The following is a 22,823-nucleotide window of genomic DNA, read 5'->3' on the forward strand; positions in this document are numbered from 1 at the left end:
GTGGTTCGAGTCCCGTCCGGACCGCCATTTATAAAAAGGCTCGGTAGCTCAGTTGGTAGAGCAACGGACTGAAAATCCGTGTGTCGGCGGTTCGATTCCGTCCCGAGCCACCATTTAATTTAATATTGTTTTGGCGGTTGTGGCGAAGTGGTTAACGCACCAGATTGTGGCTCTGGCACTCGTGGGTTCGATTCCCATCAATCGCCCCAAACAACATGCGGGTGTAGTTTAGTGGTAAAACCTCAGCCTTCCAAGCTGATGTCGTGGGTTCGATTCCCATCACCCGCTCCATTTTTATATTGTCATGGGCCTGTAGCTCAGCTGGTTAGAGCGCACGCCTGATAAGCGTGAGGTCGGTGGTTCGAGTCCACTCAGGCCCACCATGATGATTTTTCCACAGTAGCTCAGTGGTAGAGCTATCGGCTGTTAACCGATCGGTCGCAGGTTCGAATCCTGCCTGTGGAGCCATACGGAGAAGTACTCAAGTGGCTGAAGAGGCGCCCCTGCTAAGGGTGTAGGTCGTGTAAGCGGCGCGAGGGTTCAAATCCCTCCTTCTCCGCCATAAGGCCCGTTGGTCAAGCGGTTAAGACACCGCCCTTTCACGGCGGTAACACGGGTTCGAATCCCGTACGGGTCATTAAAAAACCTTGCATAATATGCAAGGTTTTTTATTATGCGTTCATAGTGTAAATGGTAAAAGACAGGTATGTGGCAAAAGCGCTCCATAATAAATAAGGGACCAGAAGCCAGGCTGAAGCTTTACTGTATTTACCGGCAATGAGCAACAGAATGAGTGTTGTCACCGCCACAAGCAGGCAATCGATAGATGCAGCAAGCAAATTTTTCTGTGTGAATTGAAAATAGCTGAATCCTTGATTCACGATATAATTGATGAGAAGCATCACCCAAAAAGCTTTGGATTCTTTACATGAAAACTTTGCGTATATCAAGGCTGCTGAGAGCGAAATAAGCGCAAACAAAACCGCCCATATGATGCCGATCACTGATCCGCTCGGCGTCCAGTCAGGTTTTTGCAGTGCGTCATACCATTCACTGTCGATGGGAAAGAGAACCCCCGCTAAAGAAAACAAGACATATGTAATGATAAATACAATAATCGCACCGATATACTTCTTTTTCATTTGTTCCCTCCGTCATTCAATGTCAATACGTTAGTTCCCTTTTTTGGAAATATTAAACCTTTTAAAAGGTTCATGCATCATTAAGTGTATGAGTTTTCAGTGTAAAAATGCAGCAAACCATTTATTTGTATTCAAAAACCCCGGCAGGCCGGGGTTTTAATCAGCATGAAGATCGCCAAAGGTCGTCATAATTCCTTCTTCGTCCAGTTCCTGTTCATATTTTTCGTGTGCTTTGCTTGGATACACGGAAATGTTTTTTCCGGTAATATCTGTCGCGATAAAGTTTTCATAATCCTCAGCATAGCCGATGTTTTCTTCTGAGTTCATTGTCATATCCCCATAGCTGAGCGGAGGATCCTCTAAATCCTGAGGCGTTTCTGAGTTTCCGTATTCCTCAACATCCTGATAAGCATCTTCACTATCGTAAGTCGCCCGGATTGATTCATCATCATCAAATTCAAACTGTCCGAACGGTGTTTCCTCCTCAATCGGCCTGTCTTTGGAAACGGCATCCTGCGAGGAATATTCCGCCAATGTCGTAGCCGTCGGCAGAGCTTCGAGTCTGTCATAAGGAATGTCCTTGCCGCTGACTTCACATGTGCCGTATGTGCCGTTTTCAATTTGTTTCAGAGAGTAATCAATGTCGCGAAGGTGCTCCCGTTCATGGTCGAGCAAAGCCAGGTCTTTTTCCCGCTCGTATAATTCGGTCGCCTGATCGCCGGGATGATTGTCATAGGAAGACAATTCGCCGGATGACTGATACGGGAATTCATCAGCTAACTGAAATTGATCATTTTCTTTAAAGCGGCTTAAAATATCATGTCTGGCTTCTTCCAATTCTTTTTTTAAGTGTGTGATCTGTTCGTTTGTAAGCACATCAATCCCTCGTTTCTATGTGATGCTTACTGTTAGTATGAACGCTTTTGCGCAGAAAAATGGTGGATAAAAATAGTCATTTTCCCATGAGGAAGTAAAAGGATACAGTGATTGCCGAGAGTGGGGAAAGAAAATTCAAGTTTGTTTCTTTATTCATTTGCGCAAAAAGGTTTATAATAAGAAATGCAGGCATTTTGTCGTGCTCACATCTGTGTGTTTGACACAAAGTCATCACAGGTGTATTGTATTAAAAGCATTTAACGGATTATGGAGGAATGTCTCATGGTGACAACGGTGCAGCATACGTTCCGAGAGGAAGCAGATCATGCATTACATAAAGCCAAACAAGTCAACCATGCTGTCTTACTGAGCTATTCAAGACGTATTGCGTCTTTAGACCCTCTATCATTTTTCAAAGACGGAGCAAAAAAATATAAAGGCAAACGATTTTTTTGGTCAGAACCCGGTAGTGAATTAACAATAGTCGGTCTTGGCACAGAAGCGCTGTTCCAATCGAATGAAAAAAATGGAAAGCGTTATCACGACGTTTTTGAACAATGGGAGCGCTTTAAAAAGACGGCTTTTCATATTCATGAAGAAGAAGAGGCGGCGCATACCGCGGTCGGCCCTGTCTTATTCGGCGGTTTTTCATTTAATCCCGCTGAAGAGAGAGGAGACGAATGGAACGGGTTCGAAGAAGGACTGTTCTTTATCCCCTCACTCATGCTGACAAAGACGGCAGATGGTGATTATTTAACCGTCAATCAATGGGCGGCAGACGGTAATCAGGCAGAAGATACGCTGAAACGTCTGAAATCTTTTTCGGAAGCTTTTTCAGTTTCTTCAATCGAGTATGAAGAATATCCTGTTTTAACAAAAGCGGAAGAACTTGATGTGGAAAACTGGCTTGAAGCCATTAAAACAGCAACAAATGATATGAAAGCAAATCAATATGATAAAGTCGTGCTGGCAAGGGAAGTCGTTTTGTCATATGATGGGCCTATTCCGGCGGAGAGCGTTGTCCGCAAGCTTTTGACGGACCAAACGACAAGCTATGTTTTTGCGATTGAGCAGGGAGATAAATGCTTTGTCGGCGCTTCACCGGAACGGCTGATCAAAAAATCCGGCAAAGACGTCATGTCCACCTGTCTGGCAGGTTCAATTAAGCGCGGAGAAAATCAACAAGAAGATGAGCGTCTCGGCAAAGAGCTGCTGCATGACGAAAAAAATCTCGCGGAACATGATTTTGTGGTTAAGATGATACACGATTCTTTCTTGTCGAGCTGCAGCGATGTGAAAAAGCCTGCAGGTCCGCAATTATATAAAACAAAAAGTGTTCAGCATCTATATACGCCGATCACAGGCCATCTTAAAACGTCCGCTTCGCTGTTTGATTTAATTGAAAAGCTGCATCCCACACCGGCATTGGGCGGAGCTCCCCAGCAGAAAGCTGTTGAGATTATCGCTGATATTGAACCGATGACACGCGGATGGTACGCGGCACCGATCGGCTGGATGGACGGCAGGGAAAACGGAGAATTTGTCGTGGCTATCCGATCAGGGCTGATTGAAGGCAAAAGTGCGCGGCTTTTCGCAGGCTGCGGCATTGTTGAAGATTCAGATCCGCAATCAGAATATGAAGAAACACAAATTAAACTAAAGCCGATGATCTCTGCTTTAGGAGGTGAAAGGCTTTGACAAACCCGATTACACATTATATCGGAAGCTTTATTGATGAATTCGCTTTATCGGGTGTCACCGACGCAGTTGTTTGCCCGGGGTCGAGGTCAACTCCCTTGGCGGTTTTGGCGGCGGCCCACCCGGATATTCAAGTCCATATACAGATTGATGAACGATCCGCAGGTTTTTTCGCACTCGGTCTTGCAAAAGCCCGCCAGCGTCCGGTCATGCTGATTTGTACGTCAGGAACGGCGGCGGCTAACTTCTATCCGGCCGTGATTGAAGCTCATTATTCAAGAGTGCCTCTTATTGTCCTGACTGCTGACCGGCCTCATGAATTGAGGGAAGTGGGGGCGCCTCAGGCGATTAACCAGCATTTTCTGTTCGGTAACTTTGTTAAGTTTTTCACAGACTCGGCTCTGCCTGAGGAAAATCCTCAAATGCTGAGCTATATCAGAACATTGGCCGGCAGAGCCGTAAGTGAAGCCGGGAAGCGCCCGATGGGGCCAGTCCATATCAATGTGCCGCTCAGAGAGCCTTTGATGCCGGATTTATCAGCCGCACCTTTTGAAAGAATGAGAAAGGGGCGGCACGTCTCAGTCACAACAGGGATTCAGTCAGCTGATCAAGATTCTCTCTGTCATATTACAGAGCGTCTTGCGGGGACCGAAAGAGGTATGATCGTCTGCGGCGAAATTCACGGTGAAGCAGAAAAGCAGCAAATCATCGCGCTTGCCGAGATGCTTCAGTTCCCGATTTTGGCTGATCCGCTTTCAAACCTCCGAAACGGGGAGCATGATAAGACGCTGATTATTGATGCTTATGACTCGTTTTTAAAAGATGAAGAAATAAAAGAGGCGCTGCGTCCGGACGCTGTGATCCGCTTCGGCCCGATGCCGGTTTCCAAACCGCTCTTTTTATGGCTCAGAGATGATACTGCCATTGAGCAGTTTATCGTCGATGAAGACGGAGGATGGAGAGATCCCACCCAGGCCGGCGCGCATATGATTCATTGCCATCCGTCTGTGTTTTTGGAAGCGGTCCGTTCAGCTGAAACCGGAAAGCGGCCGTCCGGATGGTTTGAGAAATGGCAGTTTGTCAATGACCGGTTCCGGAGTCATTTACAGGACGCAAGCATGGATGATTTATCATTTGAAGGAAATGTATATCGTCAGCTTCAGCACCTTGTCCCTGAAGGCAGTTCGATTTTTGTCGGAAACAGCATGCCGATTCGCGACGTGGATACGTTCTTTGAAAAACAAGATCGCTCCTTCCGTGTTTATGCCAACCGCGGCGCTAACGGAATTGACGGAGTTGTCTCCTCGGCTATGGGACTGTGTGAGGGTACAAAAGCTCCTGTCACGCTTGTCATTGGAGATTTATCGTTTTACCATGATTTAAACGGGCTGTTAGCGGCTAAAAAACTTGGAATTCCGCTTACGGTTATTTTAATAAACAATGATGGCGGCGGGATTTTCTCGTTTTTGCCGCAGGCATCTGATAAGACTCATTTTGAAGAACTGTTCGGTACGCCGACGGGTCTTGATTTCCGGCATGCCGCCGCACTGTACGGCGGGACGTATACTTGCCCTGAGACATGGGAGGCATTTAAGGATGCGTATCAGCCGCAGGCGGACAAGCCCGGACTTCATATAATCGAGCTGAAAACAGATCGGACATCAAGAGTTCAATTCCATCGCGATCTGCTGCAGGCCGCAGTGCGGGAAGTGAAAAAAGAATGGAAACTGTAACAGTTAAAACGGCCGACGGCGTATGCTATCGTGCTGCTGATAGCGGACACGAATCATCTGAAGCTATTGTTTGTCTGCATGGATTTACGGGCAGCAAAGAATCATGGATGTTTTTACGCGGCATGTTTCCCGGCGAACGAATGGTGATGATTGACTGCCTGGGTCACGGGGAGACAGACGCGCCTGTGCAAGCGGCAAGGTACAGTGCGAGCCGGCAGGTTGCGGACCTTGCCGCCGTTTTTGATCAATTAAAACTTCACAAAGTGAAACTTATTGGTTATTCTATGGGGGGAAGACTTGCGTATTCCTTTGCACAGGCATTTCCGCATCGGGTGTCAGCGCTTGTTTTGGAAAGTACAACCCCGGGCCTCAGCACGCTTCAGGAACGCAAAAAGCGGATTCAGTCAGACCGGAAGCTTGCTGACTTTATATTGCGGGAAGGTATAACATCGTTTGTCGATTATTGGGAGGGCATTCCGTTGTTTGCCACGCAGCTTTCTCTGCCGGACAGCGTAAAGGCGTCCATCCGTGCCGGCAGGCTGAAAAATAATCCGTCCGGACTTGCAGGCAGCCTGCTCGGAATGGGGACGGGCTCACAGCCTTCCTGGTGGGAGGCATTACACCGCATCAAAGCGCCCGTCCTGCTCATATGCGGTGAATGGGATGAAAAGTTTTGCGCTATTAATCAAAAGGTGCATAACCTGCTCCCATCAAGTAAAATAGAGGTTGTCAAACAGGCGGGGCACACGGTACATGTGGAACAGCCGCGAATTTTTGGTAAGATAGTAAGTGAGTTTTTATACGGCTTGTAAAGCATAAAGAAAATAGCTTTTCGGCCGGACTCAGGCAAAAATGAAGGAGGTCATATCAATGGCTGCAGAATGGAAAAGTGAACGTCAGTACGATGAAATCCTGTACGAGACGTATAACGGTATTGCAAAAATAACAATTAACCGCCCGGAGGTACATAACGCATTTACCCCTAAGACGGTATCAGAAATGATTGACGCGTTTGCTCGTGCGCGTGATGACTCCAATATTGGTGTCATCGTTCTTGCGGGAGCGGGAGATAAAGCATTCTGTTCAGGCGGAGACCAAAAAGTCCGCGGTCACGGCGGATATGTCGGAGACGATCAGATCCCGCGTCTGAATGTGCTTGATCTTCAGCGTTTGATCCGCGTGATTCCTAAACCGGTCGTAGCGATGGTATCAGGCTATGCCATCGGCGGAGGCCATGTGCTTCATATCGTCTGTGATTTAACGATTGCGGCCGATAACGCGATTTTCGGCCAAACCGGACCGAAAGTGGGAAGCTTTGATGCCGGTTACGGCTCAGGTTACCTGGCGCGTATCGTCGGACATAAGAAAGCCCGTGAAATCTGGTACCTGTGCCGTCAATACAACGCGCAGGAAGCGCTCGACATGGGGCTTGTCAATACAGTTGTCCCATTAGAGAAACTTGAAGAGGAAACAATTAAATGGTGTGAAGAAATGCTTGAGAAAAGCCCTACAGCCCTTCGTTTCCTTAAAGCGGCATTTAATGCAGATACAGACGGCCTCGCCGGAATTCAGCAATTTGCAGGAGATGCAACGCTTCTTTATTACACGACTGACGAAGCGAAAGAAGGCCGCGATTCCTTTAAAGAGAAACGCAGTCCCGATTTCGGTCAGTTCCCTCGTTTTCCGTGATCAGATGACACTACGAAACAGCTTGAGCCGCTCTGGTCCAAGCTGTTTTCTTTTCAAAAACAGTACTTTTACCTCGGAGATGATAACATGCTGACAGAACAGCCGAATTGGCTCATTCAAAGGGCTCAGCTGACACCAGAGAGAATTGCTCTCATATTTGAAAACAAACAGATGACATTCAGAGAATTATATCATGCTTCTAAACAAATGGCCGCGCGGCTGTATAAATACTGCTCGCTTAAAAAAGGAGACCGCGCTGCGATTTTGCTTTCTAACAGACCGGAAATGGTTTATGCCGTTCACGCCTGCTTCTTATTAGGGGCGGAAGCTGTGCTGTTGAATACGAAGCTCTCAAAACAGGAACGGTTGTTTCAGCTCGAAGATTCACAGGCAAAGCTTTTATTGACGGAGGACGGTTTTTGCCGCGAAGAATATGAATCTGCGGTCGCCGCTGCAGATGTGGACGAGCTGCAGGCTGAAGAGGCGGGAGACATTGAACCTGAAGCTTATGTAACGCTTGATGATACGGCGACTCTTATGTATACGTCAGGAACAACGGGAAGGCCGAAGGGGGTGCAGCAGACTTTCGGTAATCATTATTCCAGCGCTGTATCGTCTGCGCTGAATCTGGGGGTCACGGAGCGGGACCGCTGGCTTATTGCGCTGCCGCTGTTTCATATCAGCGGTCTGTCTGCGCTGTTTAAGTCGGTCATTTACGGCATGCCTGTCGTGCTTCATCAAAAATTTTCTGTCACTGATGTGCTGGACAGCATCAGCTCCCATCAGGTCACGATCATTTCAGCGGTGCAGACCATGCTTTCGGGCCTGCTTGCGGAAACTGAACAATGTCCTGAATCACTGCGCTGCATTCTGCTTGGCGGGGGTCCGGCACCGCTGCCGCTCCTTGAAGAATGCCGCAGGAAACAATTTCCGGTATTCCAATCTTACGGCTTGACTGAAACCTGCTCACAGATTGTCACGCTTTCTCCGGAATTCAGTATGGACAAGCTCGGCTCGGCCGGTAAACCGCTGTTTTCATGCGAAATTAGAATTGAAAAAGACGGAAACCCTTGTGCGCCGTTTGAACACGGTGAAATTACGGTGAAAGGCCCGAATGTAATGAAAGGGTATTACCATCGTGACGACGCAAACCAGGCCGCTTTTCATAATGGATGGTTTAAAACGGGCGATCTTGGCTATTTGGATGATGAAGGGTTTTTATACGTGCTGGACAGGCGGTCGGACCTCATTATTTCAGGCGGAGAAAACATCTACCCGGCAGAAGTGGAAGCGGCGCTGCTTGCCCATCCGGCTGTAGCAGAGGCCGGTGTTTCGGGAGCCGAAGATCCGAAGTGGGGGAAAGTGCCGCATGCTTTTCTCGTGCTGACTTCTTCTGTCAGTTCTGAGGAGCTGACCGCCTTTTGCCGTGAGCGGCTTGCAAAATATAAAATACCGGCTGCTTTTTTCGAGGTTGACGGGCTCCCGCGGAACGCGTCCAATAAACTGATGAGGCATCGGCTGAATGAGCTTCGTAAAGGAGAATTATCATGATTAAGATTGAAAAAATCACCCTTTATCATGTAAGTATGAGGCTGAAAAAACCGTTTAAAACAAGTATTGAAACGCTGCAGGATCGTAAATTTTTGATCGTGGAAGCGATCGATGAAACCGGGAGAACCGGCTGGGGGGAGGTATCGGCGTTTTCTTCTCCGTGGTATACAGAAGAAACGATTCAGACATGCGCGCATATGCTGAGAGATTTTTTCATCCCAAATGTCGTAGGCCGCGAGTTTTTCCATCCGTCAGAAGTGCCTGACAGTCTCGCGCGTTTCAAAGGAAACCGCATGGCAAAAGCGGGGCTGGAATCAGCCGCGTGGGATCTATATGCCAAGAAAAAGGGGATATCTCTCGCAGAAGCCTTAGGGGGCAAAAGAGATAAAGTGCCCGCCGGCGTGGCGGTGGGTCTGGCTTCGGCTGATGAGATGCTTCGGGAAATTGAGCAATACGTAAAAGAAGGTTATCAACGTATAAAAATAAAAATTCAGCCCGGCCATGACGTTGATCTGGTCAGAGCCATCCGCAGCCGTTTTCCGAACGTACCGCTGATGGCGGATGCCAACTCGGCATATGAACTGAAAGACATCAGCAGGCTGAAAGAGTTGGATGAATTCCAGCTCTTGATGATAGAACAGCCGCTTCAAGCAGATGATATTGTCGATCACCGCCACCTGCAGAAACACTTGAGAACCGCGGTATGCCTTGATGAAAGCATATGCTCATATGATGACGCAAGGCGGGCGATTGAGCTTGGGAGCTGTAAAATCATTAACATAAAACCAGCGCGTGTAGGAGGCCTGACAGAGGCTTTAAAAATACATGACTTATGCAGAGAGCATCACATGCCGGTTTGGTGCGGCGGAATGTTTGAAACCGGCATTTCGAGAGCGCAGACAGTCGCGCTCGCTTCGCTGCCGCAATTTACGATACCGGGTGATATTTCCTCATCAGACCGATACTGGGAGGAGGATATTGTCACTCCCGACATACGTATCGAAGAGGGATTCATCTCTGTTCCGGACGGTCCCGGACTGGGTGTTGAAGTCAATCAGGAAATAATGAGAAAATACGTCACCCAAATGGACGTTTTTACGACAAACAACTGATAAAAAGACATTTCAGCGAGTTGAGCTGCCTGTATGCTGCTGTTATATTGAAATTGTTCATCATCACCCCTTCCCCCGTTTGAACCGGCTGTATCAGCCGGTTTTTTTAATAGGCGAATGCGATGATTTTTTTATTCTTCAAACAGTGTCGGCTTTACATCGCAGGTGTTGCTTTCTGGCTGGGGCAAAGATGTACATCTTGATAAAAAATTCTGTGCTTGTCATGAATGCGATACTGATCGTACCGTCTGCCGCCTATATTTGCCGACGAACCGCCTTTCTGCCATGCTTCTCATCCGCGCGATTTTCTCCGGCTCAGGGGCTGATTTCAAAAAGGCTTGCGGCGCGGAAATGAAAAAGAGCTGTATAAAACAGCTCTTTTCTTTTATAAATCATGCGGTTTAAAGGTTTTGCAATCCGTTTCTTCACTTTTTTCAGCGGTTTCGCCTGTATGGCTGACTACATAAATAGCGTCGGCCGTGCATTTGTTTCCTCTGCCCCAATATGAACAGTTATTGACTTCACACAGAATTTTTTGGTCCATGCTGGCTCCCCTCCAAGATAAAAGGTACGCCATTAGTATGAGCCGCCCTGATTTTTGTTATTCCTCCTGGCGGATATAACGTCTGTCTTTCATAAAGAGCTTCCAGAAGAAATAAAACCCGGGAAACAAAATAATGAAAGCGACGATATACGTCATAAACAGCGCCCTGAAGGTGGCCGGCTCCGTAAATCCTGACATGACCGTAATATCCGGATAAATCATATAAGGAAGATGCGCCCGTCCGTATGCATAGCTTGCCAGAAAGTATTGAAGCGCAATGGCGATCATGGCGATTCTCGGTTTGCCGAGGTTGCGGCCGAAGCGCTTATTCGGCAAAAACAGAGCCACGCCGGCAATGATAAATGTAATGACAGACAGAATGAGCCATGTCTTGTCTTTCATCATCCCCGTATACAGCCAGCCGGCTTCAGAGCGTAATGTCAGCATAATGAAGAAGGCAAAAAGAAGCGACAGCGGCCCTGTTAGTAAAGAGCTCCGTCTGTAGATGCGGTACGCATGCTCCTCTTCCGCAACATTTGAAAAATCGGCCAGAAGCAGTGAAGATAAAAATAAAGTGCTTAAAATGGCAAAGCCGATAAACGCATACGCATTAAGGCTTGTAAAGACATTTGCCAAATTCAGGTGATACACGCCGCCCGTCTTCTCAATAAATCCTCCGTGTGTGACCGGAAGGACCAAAATCAGCACAGCGGGAATAATGAAGCCCGAAATTCCGGAGATATATCTCATGATTTTTCTTTCCTTCGCCGTATTGGAGAAAACGAGAAAGCCGCTGCGGATGGCTAAAAGCAGCAAAATAATACTCCCCGGGATCAATAAAACGGTTCCCAGCACGAAGGTTGCCCCTGGAAAGAAGCTGAATAGGGCGACAACGATTGCGACGATAAAGACGTTGGTCACTTCCCATGTCGGGGACAAATAACGGTTGGCGATGTTTGTCGCCTTTGTTTGTTCTTTATTTAAATAAATCATCGACCAAAAGCCGGCTCCGAAGTCCATCGTTGCCATGACCGCGTAGATAAACACGAAGCCCCATACGATTGATATCGCAATGAGAGCATCCATGGTAATGTCCATTTTAATTCAGCCCTTTCTATAGTTAGGATTCCGCCGCTTTTACATCCTCCTCAACGGGATGTTTGCGGAAATAATAAAGCAGCACATAAATGACTGCAGCTGCCAAAATGGCGTAAACGACCGTAAACAGGATGAACAGCAAACCGATTGAACCGGTTGTCGTGACGACATCAGACGTTTTCAAGAGATGGTAAATCACCCATGGCTGCCGCCCCGTACAAGCGAATATCCACCCGAATTCAATTCCGATCAGACTGAGCGGTCCTGCGGTTAAAAATAAAATCAAAAGCCAAGTCGGAAAGCTGTCTTTCTTTAAAATTTTTCTCCACACGATGCCGATGATTGAGTACAAAATGAGCAGCATCCCGATGCCGACCATTCCGTTAAACAGTGTATGGATGAATAAAGGCGGCCACTCGTCTTTCGGAAACGCGTTCAATCCTTTGACGACGGTATCAAAGCTGTTTGCAGCCAAAAAGCTTAAAGCCCACGGCACTTCTATCGCCCATTTTACTTTTTCTTCTTTTGCATCAGTAAAACCCCCGATCGCAAGCGGAGCGTGTGATCTAGTTTCAAACAGCCCTTCTGCGCCCGCAAGCTTCTCAGGCTGGTATTCGTAAAGAAGCTGGGCTGACTCGTGACCGTTTAAAGAGGCAATAATGGAGAATATCCCGCCGATCGTTAAGGCGAGCAGCAGCGCTTTTCGGTGAAAGCGGTATACCTGCTCCTGTTTTCTCGTTCTCAGCATTTTATAAGCCGCAACTGACGCAACGATAAATGCCCCGGTCATGAAAGCCGTCAGAACGACATGGCCCGCGGTGGTGAAAAAGCTTGGATTAAAAAACGCTGCCCACGGTTCGACGTCAGTGATTTTGCCGTTTAAAATTTTAAAGCCGGCCGGCGTTCCTTCAAATGCGTGAACATTTGTGATTAAGACGGCGGATGCCGCGGCGCCGATCAAAACGAAAATTACGGCAATGATGCGCATCGCCGGAGTCAGCCGGTCAGCGGCGTAGACATAAATGGACATAAACAGCGCTTCGATAAAGAATGCATAAATTTCAATCTGAAACGGGAGTGACATCACCCTGCCGATGACTTCCATGAATCCGGGCCACAAAAGGGCAAGCTGTGTACCCGCGATCGTTCCGGTCGGTATCGCCACGCCGAGCAGAACAGCCTGCGCCTTCGTCCACCGTTTTGCCATAATGGCATAATGCGGATCTTTTGTTTTTTGGTAAATCAATTCAGCCATTAAAATCATCAGAGGCAAGCCGACACCAAGCGTCGCAAAAATAATATGAAAGCCCATGGTTGTACCGAACAGACTTCTGGCTAATACTAAATCATCCACGATCATAAACCGCCTTTCTAAATTACCGTTTTATGTAATGTGGTTATATTATTTGCTGAAGCGATTAGATTATTCTTCCGATTCCATATATGTGCAGGGTTTAGAAATCAGGGGATCAGGGCATATATGATTGACAAGCGGATATTTAAGGTTTAAAATAAAACGTAATTATTACGATTTGAGAAAGGGAGATCAGCATGAAAAAAGATATTCATCCGGATAACCATCAAGTGATTTTTCAAGATGTGAACAGCGGCTATCGCTTTTTAAGCCATTCTACGAAAAAATCAGAGGAAACAGCAGAGTGGGAAGACGGAAAGACATACCCGCTGATTAAAGTAGAGGTCAGCTCAGATACGCATCCGTTTTATACAGGCCGCCAAAAATTCAACGAAAAAGGCGGGAGAGTCGAACAGTTCAACAAAAAATACAATATGGGGAAATAAGACAAGCCCAATGGGGTTTGTCTTATTTATTGAGCACTTTGTCATCTCGTGCGGGGAGTGACGAAATGACCCGTCTTATGTTATATTGTGAATAAAAAAGCAGAAAGGAAACACCAAGATGAGTCTTCTAAACGATATCATGCAATTTAATGAGCAGTTCACTAAAAACAAAGATTATGAAAAATACCAAACATCTAAATTCCCGGATAAAAAAATGGCGATTTTGTCCTGTATGGACACACGTCTTGTAGAATTGCTTCCGCATGCGATGAACATGCGAAACGGCGATGTGAAAATTATTAAAAGTGCCGGCGCGCTTGTCGCCCACCCGTTCGGAAGTATCATGCGCAGCCTTTTAGTGGCCGTATACGAATTAAACGCCGATGAAGTCTGCGTTATCGGCCACCATGATTGCGGCATGAGCAAAATCAACAGCGAGGATATGCTCGATAAAATTATCGACCGCGGTATTCCGAAAGAGCGGATTGACATGCTGAAGCACTCAGGAGTTGATCTTGATCAATGGCTGAAAAGCTTTGATTCAGTAGAAGCGAGTGTTACAGACAGCGTAAACGTCATTAAACACCATCCGCTATTCCCTGACAATGTGCCGGTGCACGGTCTGGTGATTGATCCTGAAACCGGTAAACTTGATCTGGTGATCGACGGCTACCGGCATATGGACTAATGTTTTTGTTTTTTGTCCGGTACGGGATCAACACCGCCCGGATGAAAAGGGTGGCACTTTAAAATCCGCTTCAGTGTCAGCCATCCGCCTTTTAATGCGCCGTGAGTCTTGACGGCTTCGATTCCGTACTGCGAACAGGTCGGATAAAAGCGGCATGACGGCGGCGTCAGCGGAGAGATGAACTTCTGGTATCCGCGGATTAAAGCAATCATTATGGTTTTCATCAAAAAACCGCCTTTCTGATGCTAGTATAGAAAAAAAATTTCAGATTGAAAAGCTTCCGCCACAATTCTTATCGGAAAACTGTGTTATAATGGATGCATATTCTGAAAAAAAGGGAGTGCCATTATGCCTTCAGTAGAAAGTTTTGAGCTTGACCATAATGCGGTTGTGGCTCCGTATGTAAGACATTGCGGAGTGCATAAAGTCGGAACAGACGGCGTCGTGAATAAGTTTGACATTCGCTTCTGCCAGCCGAACAAACAGGCGATGAAGCCGGATACGATTCATACGCTTGAGCACTTGCTTGCGTTTACGATTCGCACACATTCTGAGAAATACGATCACTTCGACATCATAGATATCTCACCGATGGGCTGCCAGACAGGCTATTATCTTGTTGTCAGCGGCGAGCCGACAGCGGAAGAAATTGTAGACCTGCTTGACGCTACGCTGAAAGAAGCCATCGATATTACGGAGATTCCGGCGGCCAACGAAAAACAGTGCGGCCAGGCGAAACTTCATGATTTAGAAGGCGCGAAACGTCTGATGCGTTTCTGGCTGTCACAGGATAAAGAAGATTTGCTGAAAGTGTTCGGATAAAAAACAGGCCTTTTTGCTGACATGCAAAAAGGCTTTTTTACATATTTCTAAAAAATGTCACACCTTATGTGTAAGCGTTTGCTAAAATAGAAGCAAACATGAAGGAGTGATGGGATGAAACGGGCTGTATTGGCAGGTATGTGCGGTATGGTATTTCTATTATCTTCCTGCGGGGGCAATTCGGATAAAACCTCCGCGGATGAAGAGCCTAAAGCGCTTGAGGTCAAGCTTACAGGACCGGAAACGGCAGCACCGCATGAAAAAACGGAATACAAGGCGGAGGTTTTTTACGGCGGCAAGCGTGTCACGGATGCGGATGAAGTCATGTTTGAAGTATGGAAAGAAGGAAAAAAAGGCAGCAGCAAAACAAGCAAGGCCAAGGAGGAAAAAGGGGCGTATCACCTGCGGACTGAATTTGATGAAGAGGGTGTGTATACCGTTCAATCCCACGTAACGGCAAATCAGCAGCATAATATGCCGACTGTAAAAGTGCGTGTCGGGGATGCTGAAGCTGCCGATGATTCCTCCGGCTATGAGGAACAGACGCATCATCATTAAGGATTTTTTTTATCCGTCAAGCCTTTTGATGCGTCCTCCGGCGGGTCAATCGTATGTTTTACATTATAAGCTCTTACAGTCGACCAGATGGATAAAAGCAGCACGGCGAGCACGATAAGAAAGCCGAAGCTCAGAAGAAGCACCATGAAATCCCTCCTTTTTAACAAATCATAACATATTTTCCATCCGTAAAACCAAGGGCTAAAAATTTATGTTTTAACACACGATATATAGGGTATATCAATAGTAAACCAAAGGAGGAAGATAGGCATGTCAGAAAAACTATTGGACGCAGTCAATAAGCAAGTTGCAAACTGGACGGTCATGTATGTGAAATTACATAACTATCATTGGTATGTCAAAGGGAAGGACTTTTTCACATTGCATGAAAAGTTCGAGGAGCTGTATAACGAAACGGCTACATATATTGATGATCTGGCAGAACGTCTGCTGGCATTAAACGGCAAGCCGATCGGCACAATGACGGAATCATTGAAGACAGCGTCTGTAAAAGAAGCGGAAGGCAATGAGAGCGCAGAACAAATGGTACAGAACATTTATGATGATTTCACTGTCATTGCGGAAGAGCTGAAAAGCGGCATGGATCTCGCAGATGAGGTAGGAGACGAAACGACCGGTGATATGCTGCTTGCCATTCACCAGAATATCGAAAAACATAACTGGATGCTGAAAGCGTATTTGGGATAATCAACAAGGGAGGACCGGGGCTATAAAGCACTCGGTCTTTTATTTGGCTGCCGAAGAGAGGTGTTGTCCATTTTTCTGAAAAATCCAGTCCGTTCCATTCACTTTTCATAGAATAATGTAAGGCCGTTTCTGTGAAAGGATGTTGGATCAAGTGGGCAAAGACTTTGGCATCTTTTCGTTTTTTGCAGTGATCGTGTCGGCAGCGGGGTTTTTCTTCGGAGGTTTTCAGTATTCGTTTCTGATTTTGCTATCGGTCATGGCGATTGAGTTTATCAGTACAAGCTTAAAAGAATCTCTTTTGCAGCAGCTGAGCGCAAGAAAGCTTTTTGCGCGGCTGGTCAAAAAAATCGTGACCCTGGCATTAGTCTCAGTTTGCCATTTTTTTGACCAGCTGCTTCATACCGAAGGCGCCATCCGTAATTTGGCTATCATGTTTTATATCTTATACGAATCGGTTCAGATCGTGATTACGGCAAGCTCGCTGGGCATACCGGTTCCGCAGGTGCTTGTCGACCTATTGGATACTTTGAAAAATAAATTCAAGCGCAAACCGTAACATTTGCTTCAAAGGAGGCTATACTAGCGGGTATGATGGTTTTCCTCTGAATTTTTGATAAAGGGCTTCCGAACAAACGCAACTGTGGTATGATGTATGGAAGATATGAAGGAACGGATTAGAGGGATAAACATGTACGAGTTTAAAGACTATTATCAGAACACTGTTCAGCTCTCCTTTGAACACCAGCCTTTTTCAGACAGCCCGAAGCACGTGTGGGTCATATGCCGATATGGAGATAAGTGGCTTTTGACTGAGCACGAAGACCGGGGGTTTGAATTTCCGGGCGGAAAAGTGGAGCCGATGGAATGTGCGGAGGAAGCGGCCCTGCGCGAGGTGAAAGAAGAAACCGGTGCCGCGGTAAGACATCTGAAGTACGTTGGACAGTATAAAGTTCTCGGCAGGGAAAAGGTAATCGTGAAGAATATTTATTTTGCCGATATTGAAAAGCTTGAAAAACAGGCTGACTATTTTGAAACAAAGGGGCCGGTGCTGTTCAGCGAACTGCCGGAGAATCTCCCGCGAAATAAAAAATTCAGTTTCATTATGAAAGATTCGGTGCTTCCGATCAGTCTGAAAAAGCTGAAAGAGGACGGCGTATTTCAATCATAAAAAACGGAGACCCGGCGTTTACGCACGGGTCTTTTTTAAATTTTTCCTTTCGTCCATTTTCTTTCTAACAGTTCGACTCCCTGATACATCAATGTCGCAAAAATTGCGATGATCAGAAGGCTTAAGAACACAAGAGTGAAATTGAAGACCTGGAATCCGTAAATGATCATGTAGCCCAGACCTTTTTCGGAAACGAGAAACTCGCCGACGATGACACCGACCCAGGATAAACCGACGTTCACTTTAAGCGCGGAAATAATCGCGGGGGCGCACGCCGGCAGAATGACTTCTTTAAACATGATGCTTCTTTTCGCTCCGAAGGTTTTCATCACCTTAATATAGTTTTCATCCACTTCCTGAAAAGCCGTAAAGACGACGATTGTCGTGATAATGACACTGATGACTGCTCCCATGGCGACAATGCTTGTGAAATTCGGTCCGAGTGCCACGATGAGAATCGGTCCGAGTGCGACCTTCGGCATCGCGTTTAAAATGACGAGGTACGGGTCTAAAACCCGGGCGAGCCTGTTTGACCACCATAACAGAGCGGCGAGGCATGTGCCGAGGAGCGTGCCGAGCAAAAAGCCGAGAACGGTTTCTCCTAAGGTTACGCCGATGTGCGCCGCAAGGGATCCGTCCGCAATCTTTTCAACTAAAAGCCTGCAAACGGCGGAGGGTGAGCTGAAGATTAACGGATCGATCCAGCCCGCCCTGCTCGATATTTCCCATCCGGCAAAAAATACGATAAAAATGGCGGCCTGATACGCACGGATCCGGAGCTTTTCTTTTTGGTGTCTTTTCTTAAACTGCTGATGAAGCTGTTCAATCGTGCCGCTGCTGTTTTTCAAGGGAATTCAGCTCCTTCCATATGGTTTGAAACAGCGGCTGAAAGGCCGGATCCTGACGCGCGTCAAACGGATCTAAAGCCGCGAGCTCCTTAGGCACGGTGAATATTTGGTGGATGGTGCCCGGCTGATTCGAAAATAAATAGATCGTATCGCTCATGGCGATGGCTTCACCGATATCGTGGGTGACGAGCACGGCGGTTTTTTGAAAATCCTTTAATGTTCTGAAGACAAGGTTTTCCAAAGAAAGCTTCGTTTGAAAGTCCAGCGCGGAAAACGGTTCATCAAGGAGCAGCAGTCCCGGGTCCGGTGCAAGAGTTCTGACAAGTGCCGCCCGCTGCCGCATCCCGCCTGACAGCTCTTTCGGGTATTTCTTTTCAACGCCGATTAATCCGAGCTTAGGCAGAAGGCTGAGAACTTCAGCTCTTTTTTCTTCTGTTAATGTTTTTGAAATGTGTAAACCGAGCAGCACGTTTTCCTCAATTGATTTCCAAGGAAATAAATAATCCTGCTGAAGCATATAACCGATTTGGTGTTCTTTATGGTTCGGCACGCTTCCTTCAATCAGCACCCGGCCTTGCGCAGGAGTAATAAGGCCGGCCAGAATGGACAGGAGTGTTGTTTTTCCGCATCCGCTCGGTCCGAGAAAGGAGATGAAATCCCCTTTTTCAATCTGAAAATGTATATCTTTCACGGCGGTTGTCTTTTCTTTCAGCGAGAAATAAGTATGTGTTACATGATCCACATGTAAAAAAGACATTCATGTTCCTCCTATTGTTCTGAGGTGACTTTTTTGGCGATTTTTGTGTTGACGAGTTTGCTGTACGGAATGTGTTTCGGGAGCTCTCCGGCTTCATCCATAATAGATTGAAGCTGTTCCCATTCATCCTTTTGCAGAACTGGGTCTGCAGAGAATGACTTTTGTTTTTTATATCGCTCTATTGATGTTTCGATAATGGCCGGATCGGTATCGGCAAATTCCTTCTGAATCGTTTTTGCGATGTCTTTGGCCGGATGGCTTTCCACCCATTGCTGGGCGCGATAGATGGCGCGGGTGAATTTTTCCGCCGTCTTTTCATTGGTTTTCAAATAACTTTCTTTTGCCATAAAGGTTGTGTACGGCATTTGGCCGGAAGCTTCTCCGAAGGATGCGACGATATGGCCGATGCCTTCTTTTTCAAATTGGGATGCCGTCGGTTCAAACAGCTGCACATAATCACCCGTTCCGGATGCAAATGCGTTGGAAATATTGGCGAAATCAATGTTTTGAACGAGGTTAATGTCTTTTTTCGGCTCTATGTGATTCTTTTTCAGGACGTACTCACCGGCCATTTGGGGCATGCCGCCTTTTCGCTGGCCGAGAAATGTTTTTCCTTTTAAATCGCTCCATTTGAATGAATTCTCATCCTTCCGTGACACGAGAAATGTGCCGTCCGTCTGTGTCAGCTGCGCGAAGTTGATGACCGGATCTTTTGCTCCCTGCGCCTCCACGTAAATGGATGTTTCAGAACCGATCAGCGCGATGTCTGACCCGTTTGACAAAAGCGATGTCATTGTTTTGTCTCCGCCCCATGTTGTTTGAAGTGACACTTGGAGCCCTTCTTTTTTAAAGAAACCTTTTGCTTCAGCGACATACAGAGGCGTATAGAAGATGGAGTGTGTGACTTCCGCCACCTTTACCTTTGTCAGACTTTCTTCCTGTCTGCAGGCCGGAAGAATGAGCAGGAAAAAGGCGGATATGACAAAAACGCAGCCCGTTTTGAGCCATTTGTTCACGGTGTAACCTCCTTGTTTTAAGCGTTAAATAACCTTTTCTGCTTTACATATCGTATGATGGGTATAAAAAATGTGTGAGTGCCCATATTCACGTTGGGAAAGAATAAAAAAACTGATGATATAAGGAGGCCATTGTTTTGCTGGTAGAAAAGAAAAGGTTCCCGTCTCCGAGTCCGCATATCCGCCTCTTTGAGGTATGCTATGAGTCAGAAGGGCTGAAGGTAAAGGGGCTTCTTGCCGAGCCTGCGGCGCCGGGAACATATGACGGTTTTTTATATTTGCGCGGCGGCATAAAAAATGTCGGCATGGTACGCCCCGGAAGAATCGTTCAATTCGCTTCCCAAGGCTTTGTCGTGTTTGCGCCCTATTACAGAGGCAACCAGGGCGGCGAGGGAAATGAAGATTTTGCGGGAGAGGACAGAGAGGACGCGTTTTCCGCTTTCCGCCTGCTTCGGGAGCATCCGAACGTCAGGGAAGGGCGGGTGCATATTTTCGGTTTTTCCCGGGGCGGTATCATGGGGCTTTTGACCGCGATTGAAATGGGGCATCAAGCGGCTTCGCTCGTATCATGGGGCGGTGTGAGCGATATGGTGCTTACTTATGAAGAGCGGAAGGATATGCGGCGGATGATGAAGCGGGTGATCGGAGGCACGCCGAAAAAGGTGCCGGATGAATACAGATGGCGTTCACCGTTTGAAAACGCAGACCGCATTCAGGCCCCTGTGCTGCTCATCCATGGAGAGAATGATGAGAATGTTTCGATCGAACACGCCCGAATGATCGAGGACAAGCTGAAAGAGGCGGGGAAACCGGTGGAAACTTGGTATTACAGCGGTTTTACGCATTATTTTCCGCCGCAGGAAAACAGACGCATTGTCCGGCGGCTGGCGGAATGGATGAAGACACGGTAAGATGCCTGATTTATGATATGATAATAAAGAATAAGAGAATGAAAGGGGATTTTCATTTTGGGAATGCCTGTTGAATTTAATACCATGATTGTGACAAAAGGCAATGAAAAACGGATAGAGGAAAATATCTTTTTATTGGAGAAAGAGGGCTACCGCGTCTATCCTCTTGATATTCCGATGGACGTGCGCAAAACGAAAACCGGCGAGAAATCCGGCACCGGCGAGGTTCAAAAGCTCGAATGGGCGAACGGCCGGACAAGCATTACATACAGACTCACGTCGCTCCATTCGACAAACTGAAAAAACAAAAGCCAAGGGCATAAACGCCCTTGGCTTTTTTGATTACACGAGAGGTCCGCCGGCTTTGGCAATCGAGTCTGCATGGGAAAACTTTTTAAAGTTTTCTTTAAACTCATTGGCTAAAAACAGCGCTTTTTCGTTGTATGCTTGTTTATCGCTCCATGTGTTTTCAGGCTGAAGAACTTCATCCGGAACGCCCGGAACATGAACGGGACTGCGCAGGCCGAAAATGCTGTCTGCCGCCATGTCAGTCTGGTTCAGTCTGCCTTCAATAGCGGCCTTGACCATCGCTCTTGTATACGAAAGTTTCATCCGTTCTCCGACTCCGTACCCTCCGCCGGTCCAGCCTGTGTTGACCAGGAAGACTTGAACGCCGTGTTCGTCGATTTTATGCCCGAGCATTTCGGCATATACATGCGCCGGAAGCGGAAGGAACGGTGAACCGAAGCACGTCGAGAAAGTCGTTTGCGGAGATGTCACGCCGCGCTCGGTTCCCGCGAGTTTACTGGTGTACCCGCTTAAGAAGTGATACATCGCCTGTTCCTTCGTCAGTTTGCTGATCGGAGGAAGCACGCCGAATGCGTCCGCCGTTAAAAAGACGATCGCCTGCGGATGGCCGGCAATGCTCGGCTGCACGATATTGCCGATCATCTCAATCGGATATGCGGCTCTTGTGTTTTCCGTGTAGAAGGAATTGTCGTAATCCGCTTCACCCGTTTTTTCATCAAGCACGACATTCTCAAGAACAGACCCGAAGCGGATCGCACGAAAAATCTGCGGTTCTTTTTCCTCGCTGAGATTGATACATTTAGCGTAACATCCGCCTTCAATGTTGAAAACGCCGGAATCTGACCAGCCGTGCTCGTCATCGCCGATCAGTTTGCGGTCCGCATCGGCTGAAAGCGTCGTTTTCCCTGTGCCGGAAAGGCCGAAAAACAGGGCGACATCGCCTTTTTCACCGACATTGGCTGAGCAGTGCATCGGCAGTATATCCTGCTGCGGAAGCAGGAAGTTCATAATGGAGAATATTGATTTTTTCATTTCTCCGGCGTATTCGGTGCCGCCGATTAAAATGACGCGCTTTTCGAAAGAGACAATGATAAATGTTTCCGAATGCGTGCCGTCCGTCTCCGGATCTGCTTTAAAATGCGGAGCTGAGAGAATGGTGAAAGGCTGCGCTTGCGTGTCTCTTTCATCCGTCTCCGGTCTGATAAACAGCTGGCGCGCGAATAAATTGTGCCACGCAAATTCATTTACGACCGTAATCGGGAGTCTGTATTTTTCATCCGCTCCCGCGAATCCTTCAAATACAAACAGTTCATCCCGCTGTTTTAAGTAGCTGACGACTTTGGCGTACAGCTTTTCAAACGCCTCTTCAGAAATGGGCTGATTCACCGCGCCCCAATCAATTTGATTTTCTGTGCTTTGTTCACGGACGATAAATTTATCTTTAGGTGACCGGCCTGTATATGCGCCGGTGGTGGCGCGTACGGCGCCCGTTGATGTCAGCGTTCCTTCATTTCGGCTGATCACTTTTTCGGTAAGTTTTGGAGCTGATAAATTATGATGCACATTCGGACTTGCAAGTAATGCTTGAAGATCTGCGGTTAAATCAACTAATTTCATAAAAACCTTCCTTTGCCGGTTTATTTGTATTTCGCTGAATGTGGAATTAGTATAACATATATCTGAAAATAGTCTATACTATTTGCGGTTTTTTGTTTGTGTTTTTCCATTGCTTCCCGAAATAAAGGCGCGTAATCGCTTTAATTCATATTGACACTTTCCGCCCTTTTACGATAAG

The 22,823-nt window shown here is 47.0% G+C and carries 26 protein-coding genes and 7 tRNA genes; 22 read left to right on the plus strand and 11 right to left on the minus strand.

Translation table 11 applies throughout. The features are described 5' to 3' along the window. Positions 1 to 37: 37 nt before the first annotated feature. The 7 genes from V7728_RS03835 (at position 38) to V7728_RS03865 (ending at position 637) form a co-directional block, all read left to right on the plus strand. A tRNA-Phe gene (locus tag V7728_RS03835) sits at positions 38 to 113 on the plus strand. A 20-nt stretch (positions 114 to 133) separates the two neighbouring features. After that, positions 134 to 209, plus strand: a tRNA-His gene (locus V7728_RS03840). 8 nt (positions 210 to 217) lie between these two features. Then, positions 218 to 291 (plus strand) — tRNA-Gly (locus V7728_RS03845). A 15-nt stretch (positions 292 to 306) separates the two neighbouring features. Further along, positions 307 to 383, plus strand: a tRNA-Ile gene (locus V7728_RS03850). 10 nt (positions 384 to 393) lie between these two features. Beyond that, a tRNA-Asn gene (locus V7728_RS03855) sits at positions 394 to 468 on the plus strand. 3 nt (positions 469 to 471) lie between these two features. Next, positions 472 to 562, plus strand: a tRNA-Ser gene (locus V7728_RS03860). Between the two features lie 3 nt (positions 563 to 565). Next, positions 566 to 637, plus strand: a tRNA-Glu gene (locus V7728_RS03865). 34 nt (positions 638 to 671) lie between these two features. Here the strand turns inward: V7728_RS03865 and V7728_RS03870 are convergent. Both V7728_RS03870 and V7728_RS03875 read right to left on the minus strand, forming a co-directional pair. After that, positions 672 to 1,142, minus strand: a complete 471-nt coding sequence (locus V7728_RS03870) for a TspO/MBR family protein (RefSeq protein WP_099567034.1) — start codon at positions 1,140 to 1,142, stop codon at positions 672 to 674. Between the two features lie 156 nt (positions 1,143 to 1,298). Then, positions 1,299 to 2,018: a TraR/DksA C4-type zinc finger protein gene (locus V7728_RS03875; protein WP_007408850.1), complete on the minus strand. Its 720-nt coding sequence runs from the start codon at positions 2,016 to 2,018 to the stop codon at positions 1,299 to 1,301. A gap of 282 nt (positions 2,019 to 2,300) precedes the next feature. Here V7728_RS03875 and V7728_RS03880 point away from each other — a divergent pair, with 282 nt between their 5' ends. From V7728_RS03880 to menC, 6 genes are all read left to right on the plus strand, one after another. Continuing rightward, positions 2,301 to 3,716, plus strand: a complete 1,416-nt coding sequence (locus V7728_RS03880; RefSeq protein WP_025285163.1) for an isochorismate synthase — start codon at positions 2,301 to 2,303, stop codon at positions 3,714 to 3,716. After that, a complete protein-coding gene (gene menD, locus V7728_RS03885; protein ID WP_099567033.1) occupies positions 3,713 to 5,449 on the plus strand; it encodes a 2-succinyl-5-enolpyruvyl-6-hydroxy-3-cyclohexene-1-carboxylic-acid synthase in 1,737 nt (578 codons plus the stop codon). The genes V7728_RS03880 and menD overlap by 4 nt, the downstream gene beginning before the upstream one ends. Continuing rightward, complete coding sequence (gene menH, locus V7728_RS03890) at positions 5,437 to 6,261, plus strand: 2-succinyl-6-hydroxy-2,4-cyclohexadiene-1-carboxylate synthase (protein ID WP_012118267.1); 825 nt, start codon at positions 5,437 to 5,439, stop codon at positions 6,259 to 6,261. Before menD ends, menH begins: the two co-directional genes overlap by 13 nt. 58 nt (positions 6,262 to 6,319) lie before the next feature. Continuing rightward, positions 6,320 to 7,138 carry a 1,4-dihydroxy-2-naphthoyl-CoA synthase gene (gene menB, locus V7728_RS03895; protein ID WP_007408846.1) on the plus strand — a complete coding sequence of 273 codons (819 nt, stop codon included), beginning with the start codon at positions 6,320 to 6,322 and terminating at the stop codon, positions 7,136 to 7,138. A gap of 87 nt (positions 7,139 to 7,225) precedes the next feature. Further along, positions 7,226 to 8,689 (plus strand): o-succinylbenzoate--CoA ligase, encoded by a 1,464-nt coding sequence (locus tag V7728_RS03900; RefSeq protein ID WP_015240439.1) that lies wholly within the window; start codon positions 7,226 to 7,228, stop codon positions 8,687 to 8,689. After that, positions 8,686 to 9,801, plus strand: a complete 1,116-nt coding sequence (gene menC, locus V7728_RS03905) for an o-succinylbenzoate synthase (RefSeq protein WP_015240438.1) — start codon at positions 8,686 to 8,688, stop codon at positions 9,799 to 9,801. The genes V7728_RS03900 and menC overlap by 4 nt, the downstream gene beginning before the upstream one ends. Before the next feature lie 385 nt (positions 9,802 to 10,186). Here menC and V7728_RS03910 read toward each other — a convergent pair whose 3' ends face one another. Genes V7728_RS03910 through V7728_RS03920 form a run of 3 tightly spaced genes read right to left on the minus strand, consistent with a single transcriptional unit; the run spans position 10,187 to position 12,797 of the window. Next, entirely contained in the window at positions 10,187 to 10,345 is a 159-nt protein-coding gene (locus tag V7728_RS03910) for a DUF1540 domain-containing protein (RefSeq protein WP_007408842.1), read from the minus strand. 57 nt (positions 10,346 to 10,402) lie between these two features. Further along, positions 10,403 to 11,443, minus strand: coding sequence for a cytochrome d ubiquinol oxidase subunit II (locus tag V7728_RS03915; RefSeq protein ID WP_025285160.1), 1,041 nt, complete (start codon positions 11,441 to 11,443; stop codon positions 10,403 to 10,405). A 22-nt stretch (positions 11,444 to 11,465) separates the two neighbouring features. Continuing rightward, positions 11,466 to 12,797: a cytochrome ubiquinol oxidase subunit I gene (locus V7728_RS03920; RefSeq protein ID WP_003152226.1), complete on the minus strand. Its 1,332-nt coding sequence runs from the start codon at positions 12,795 to 12,797 to the stop codon at positions 11,466 to 11,468. Positions 12,798 to 12,994: 197 nt separating this feature from the next. Between V7728_RS03920 and V7728_RS03925 the strand changes: the two genes are divergently transcribed. Together V7728_RS03925 and V7728_RS03930 are read left to right on the plus strand one after the other, a co-directional pair. Continuing rightward, positions 12,995 to 13,243 (plus strand): type B 50S ribosomal protein L31, encoded by a 249-nt coding sequence (locus V7728_RS03925; protein ID WP_007613295.1) that lies wholly within the window; start codon positions 12,995 to 12,997, stop codon positions 13,241 to 13,243. 118 nt (positions 13,244 to 13,361) lie between these two features. After that, complete coding sequence (locus tag V7728_RS03930; protein WP_015240436.1) at positions 13,362 to 13,931, plus strand: beta-class carbonic anhydrase; 570 nt, start codon at positions 13,362 to 13,364, stop codon at positions 13,929 to 13,931. Here the strand turns inward: V7728_RS03930 and yidD are convergent. After that, complete coding sequence (yidD, locus tag V7728_RS03935) at positions 13,928 to 14,155, minus strand: membrane protein insertion efficiency factor YidD (RefSeq protein WP_003152235.1); 228 nt, start codon at positions 14,153 to 14,155, stop codon at positions 13,928 to 13,930. The genes V7728_RS03930 and yidD overlap by 4 nt on opposite strands. Positions 14,156 to 14,279: 124 nt before the next feature. On the opposite strand from yidD, the gene V7728_RS03940 reads away from it, so the two are divergent. Both V7728_RS03940 and V7728_RS03945 read left to right on the plus strand, forming a co-directional pair. Next, positions 14,280 to 14,753, plus strand: a complete 474-nt coding sequence (locus V7728_RS03940; protein WP_003152237.1) for an S-ribosylhomocysteine lyase — start codon at positions 14,280 to 14,282, stop codon at positions 14,751 to 14,753. Between the two features lie 114 nt (positions 14,754 to 14,867). After that, on the plus strand, positions 14,868 to 15,311 hold the full coding sequence (locus V7728_RS03945) for a FixH family protein (RefSeq protein WP_099567031.1): 444 nt from the start codon (positions 14,868 to 14,870) through the stop codon (positions 15,309 to 15,311). Here the strand turns inward: V7728_RS03945 and ytzI are convergent. After that, positions 15,308 to 15,457 (minus strand): YtzI protein, encoded by a 150-nt coding sequence (gene ytzI, locus V7728_RS03950; protein WP_015240433.1) that lies wholly within the window; start codon positions 15,455 to 15,457, stop codon positions 15,308 to 15,310. The genes V7728_RS03945 and ytzI overlap by 4 nt on opposite strands. A 124-nt stretch (positions 15,458 to 15,581) precedes the next feature. Between ytzI and V7728_RS03955 the strand changes: the two genes are divergently transcribed. The 3 genes from V7728_RS03955 (at position 15,582) to ytkD (ending at position 17,187) form a co-directional block, all read left to right on the plus strand. Continuing rightward, a complete protein-coding gene (locus tag V7728_RS03955) occupies positions 15,582 to 16,019 on the plus strand; it encodes a Dps family protein (protein ID WP_007408835.1) in 438 nt (145 codons plus the stop codon). A 151-nt stretch (positions 16,020 to 16,170) separates the two neighbouring features. Continuing rightward, positions 16,171 to 16,575 (plus strand): phage holin family protein, encoded by a 405-nt coding sequence (locus V7728_RS03960; RefSeq protein ID WP_007408834.1) that lies wholly within the window; start codon positions 16,171 to 16,173, stop codon positions 16,573 to 16,575. 132 nt (positions 16,576 to 16,707) lie between these two features. Further along, positions 16,708 to 17,187, plus strand: coding sequence for an RNA deprotection pyrophosphohydrolase (gene ytkD / locus V7728_RS03965; RefSeq protein WP_003152244.1), 480 nt, complete (start codon positions 16,708 to 16,710; stop codon positions 17,185 to 17,187). 35 nt (positions 17,188 to 17,222) lie between these two features. On the opposite strand, the gene V7728_RS03970 is transcribed toward ytkD, so the two are convergent. The 3 genes from V7728_RS03970 to V7728_RS03980 are packed head-to-tail and all read right to left on the minus strand — an operon-like array spanning position 17,223 to position 19,808. Beyond that, a complete protein-coding gene (locus V7728_RS03970) occupies positions 17,223 to 18,035 on the minus strand; it encodes an ABC transporter permease (RefSeq protein ID WP_014418698.1) in 813 nt (270 codons plus the stop codon). Further along, on the minus strand, positions 18,010 to 18,792 hold the full coding sequence (locus V7728_RS03975; protein WP_072589486.1) for an ABC transporter ATP-binding protein: 783 nt from the start codon (positions 18,790 to 18,792) through the stop codon (positions 18,010 to 18,012). The genes V7728_RS03970 and V7728_RS03975 overlap by 26 nt, the downstream gene beginning before the upstream one ends. Positions 18,793 to 18,803: 11 nt before the next feature. Then, a complete protein-coding gene (locus tag V7728_RS03980) occupies positions 18,804 to 19,808 on the minus strand; it encodes an ABC transporter substrate-binding protein (RefSeq protein WP_099567030.1) in 1,005 nt (334 codons plus the stop codon). Between the two features lie 137 nt (positions 19,809 to 19,945). Between V7728_RS03980 and V7728_RS03985 the strand changes: the two genes are divergently transcribed. Beyond that, a complete protein-coding gene (locus V7728_RS03985) occupies positions 19,946 to 20,719 on the plus strand; it encodes an alpha/beta hydrolase family protein (RefSeq protein ID WP_025285158.1) in 774 nt (257 codons plus the stop codon). Positions 20,720 to 20,776: 57 nt separating this feature from the next. Next, on the plus strand, positions 20,777 to 21,019 hold the full coding sequence (locus V7728_RS03990) for a DUF2584 domain-containing protein (protein ID WP_003152249.1): 243 nt from the start codon (positions 20,777 to 20,779) through the stop codon (positions 21,017 to 21,019). A gap of 42 nt (positions 21,020 to 21,061) precedes the next feature. Here V7728_RS03990 and pckA read toward each other — a convergent pair whose 3' ends face one another. Next, positions 21,062 to 22,645: a phosphoenolpyruvate carboxykinase (ATP) gene (pckA, locus tag V7728_RS03995; RefSeq protein ID WP_025285157.1), complete on the minus strand. Its 1,584-nt coding sequence runs from the start codon at positions 22,643 to 22,645 to the stop codon at positions 21,062 to 21,064. Positions 22,646 to 22,823 lie beyond the last annotated feature (178 nt).

This window comes from Bacillus sp. JHAA (genome assembly GCF_036961585.1).
Taxonomy (GTDB): Bacteria; Bacillota; Bacilli; order Bacillales; family Bacillaceae; genus Bacillus; species Bacillus velezensis.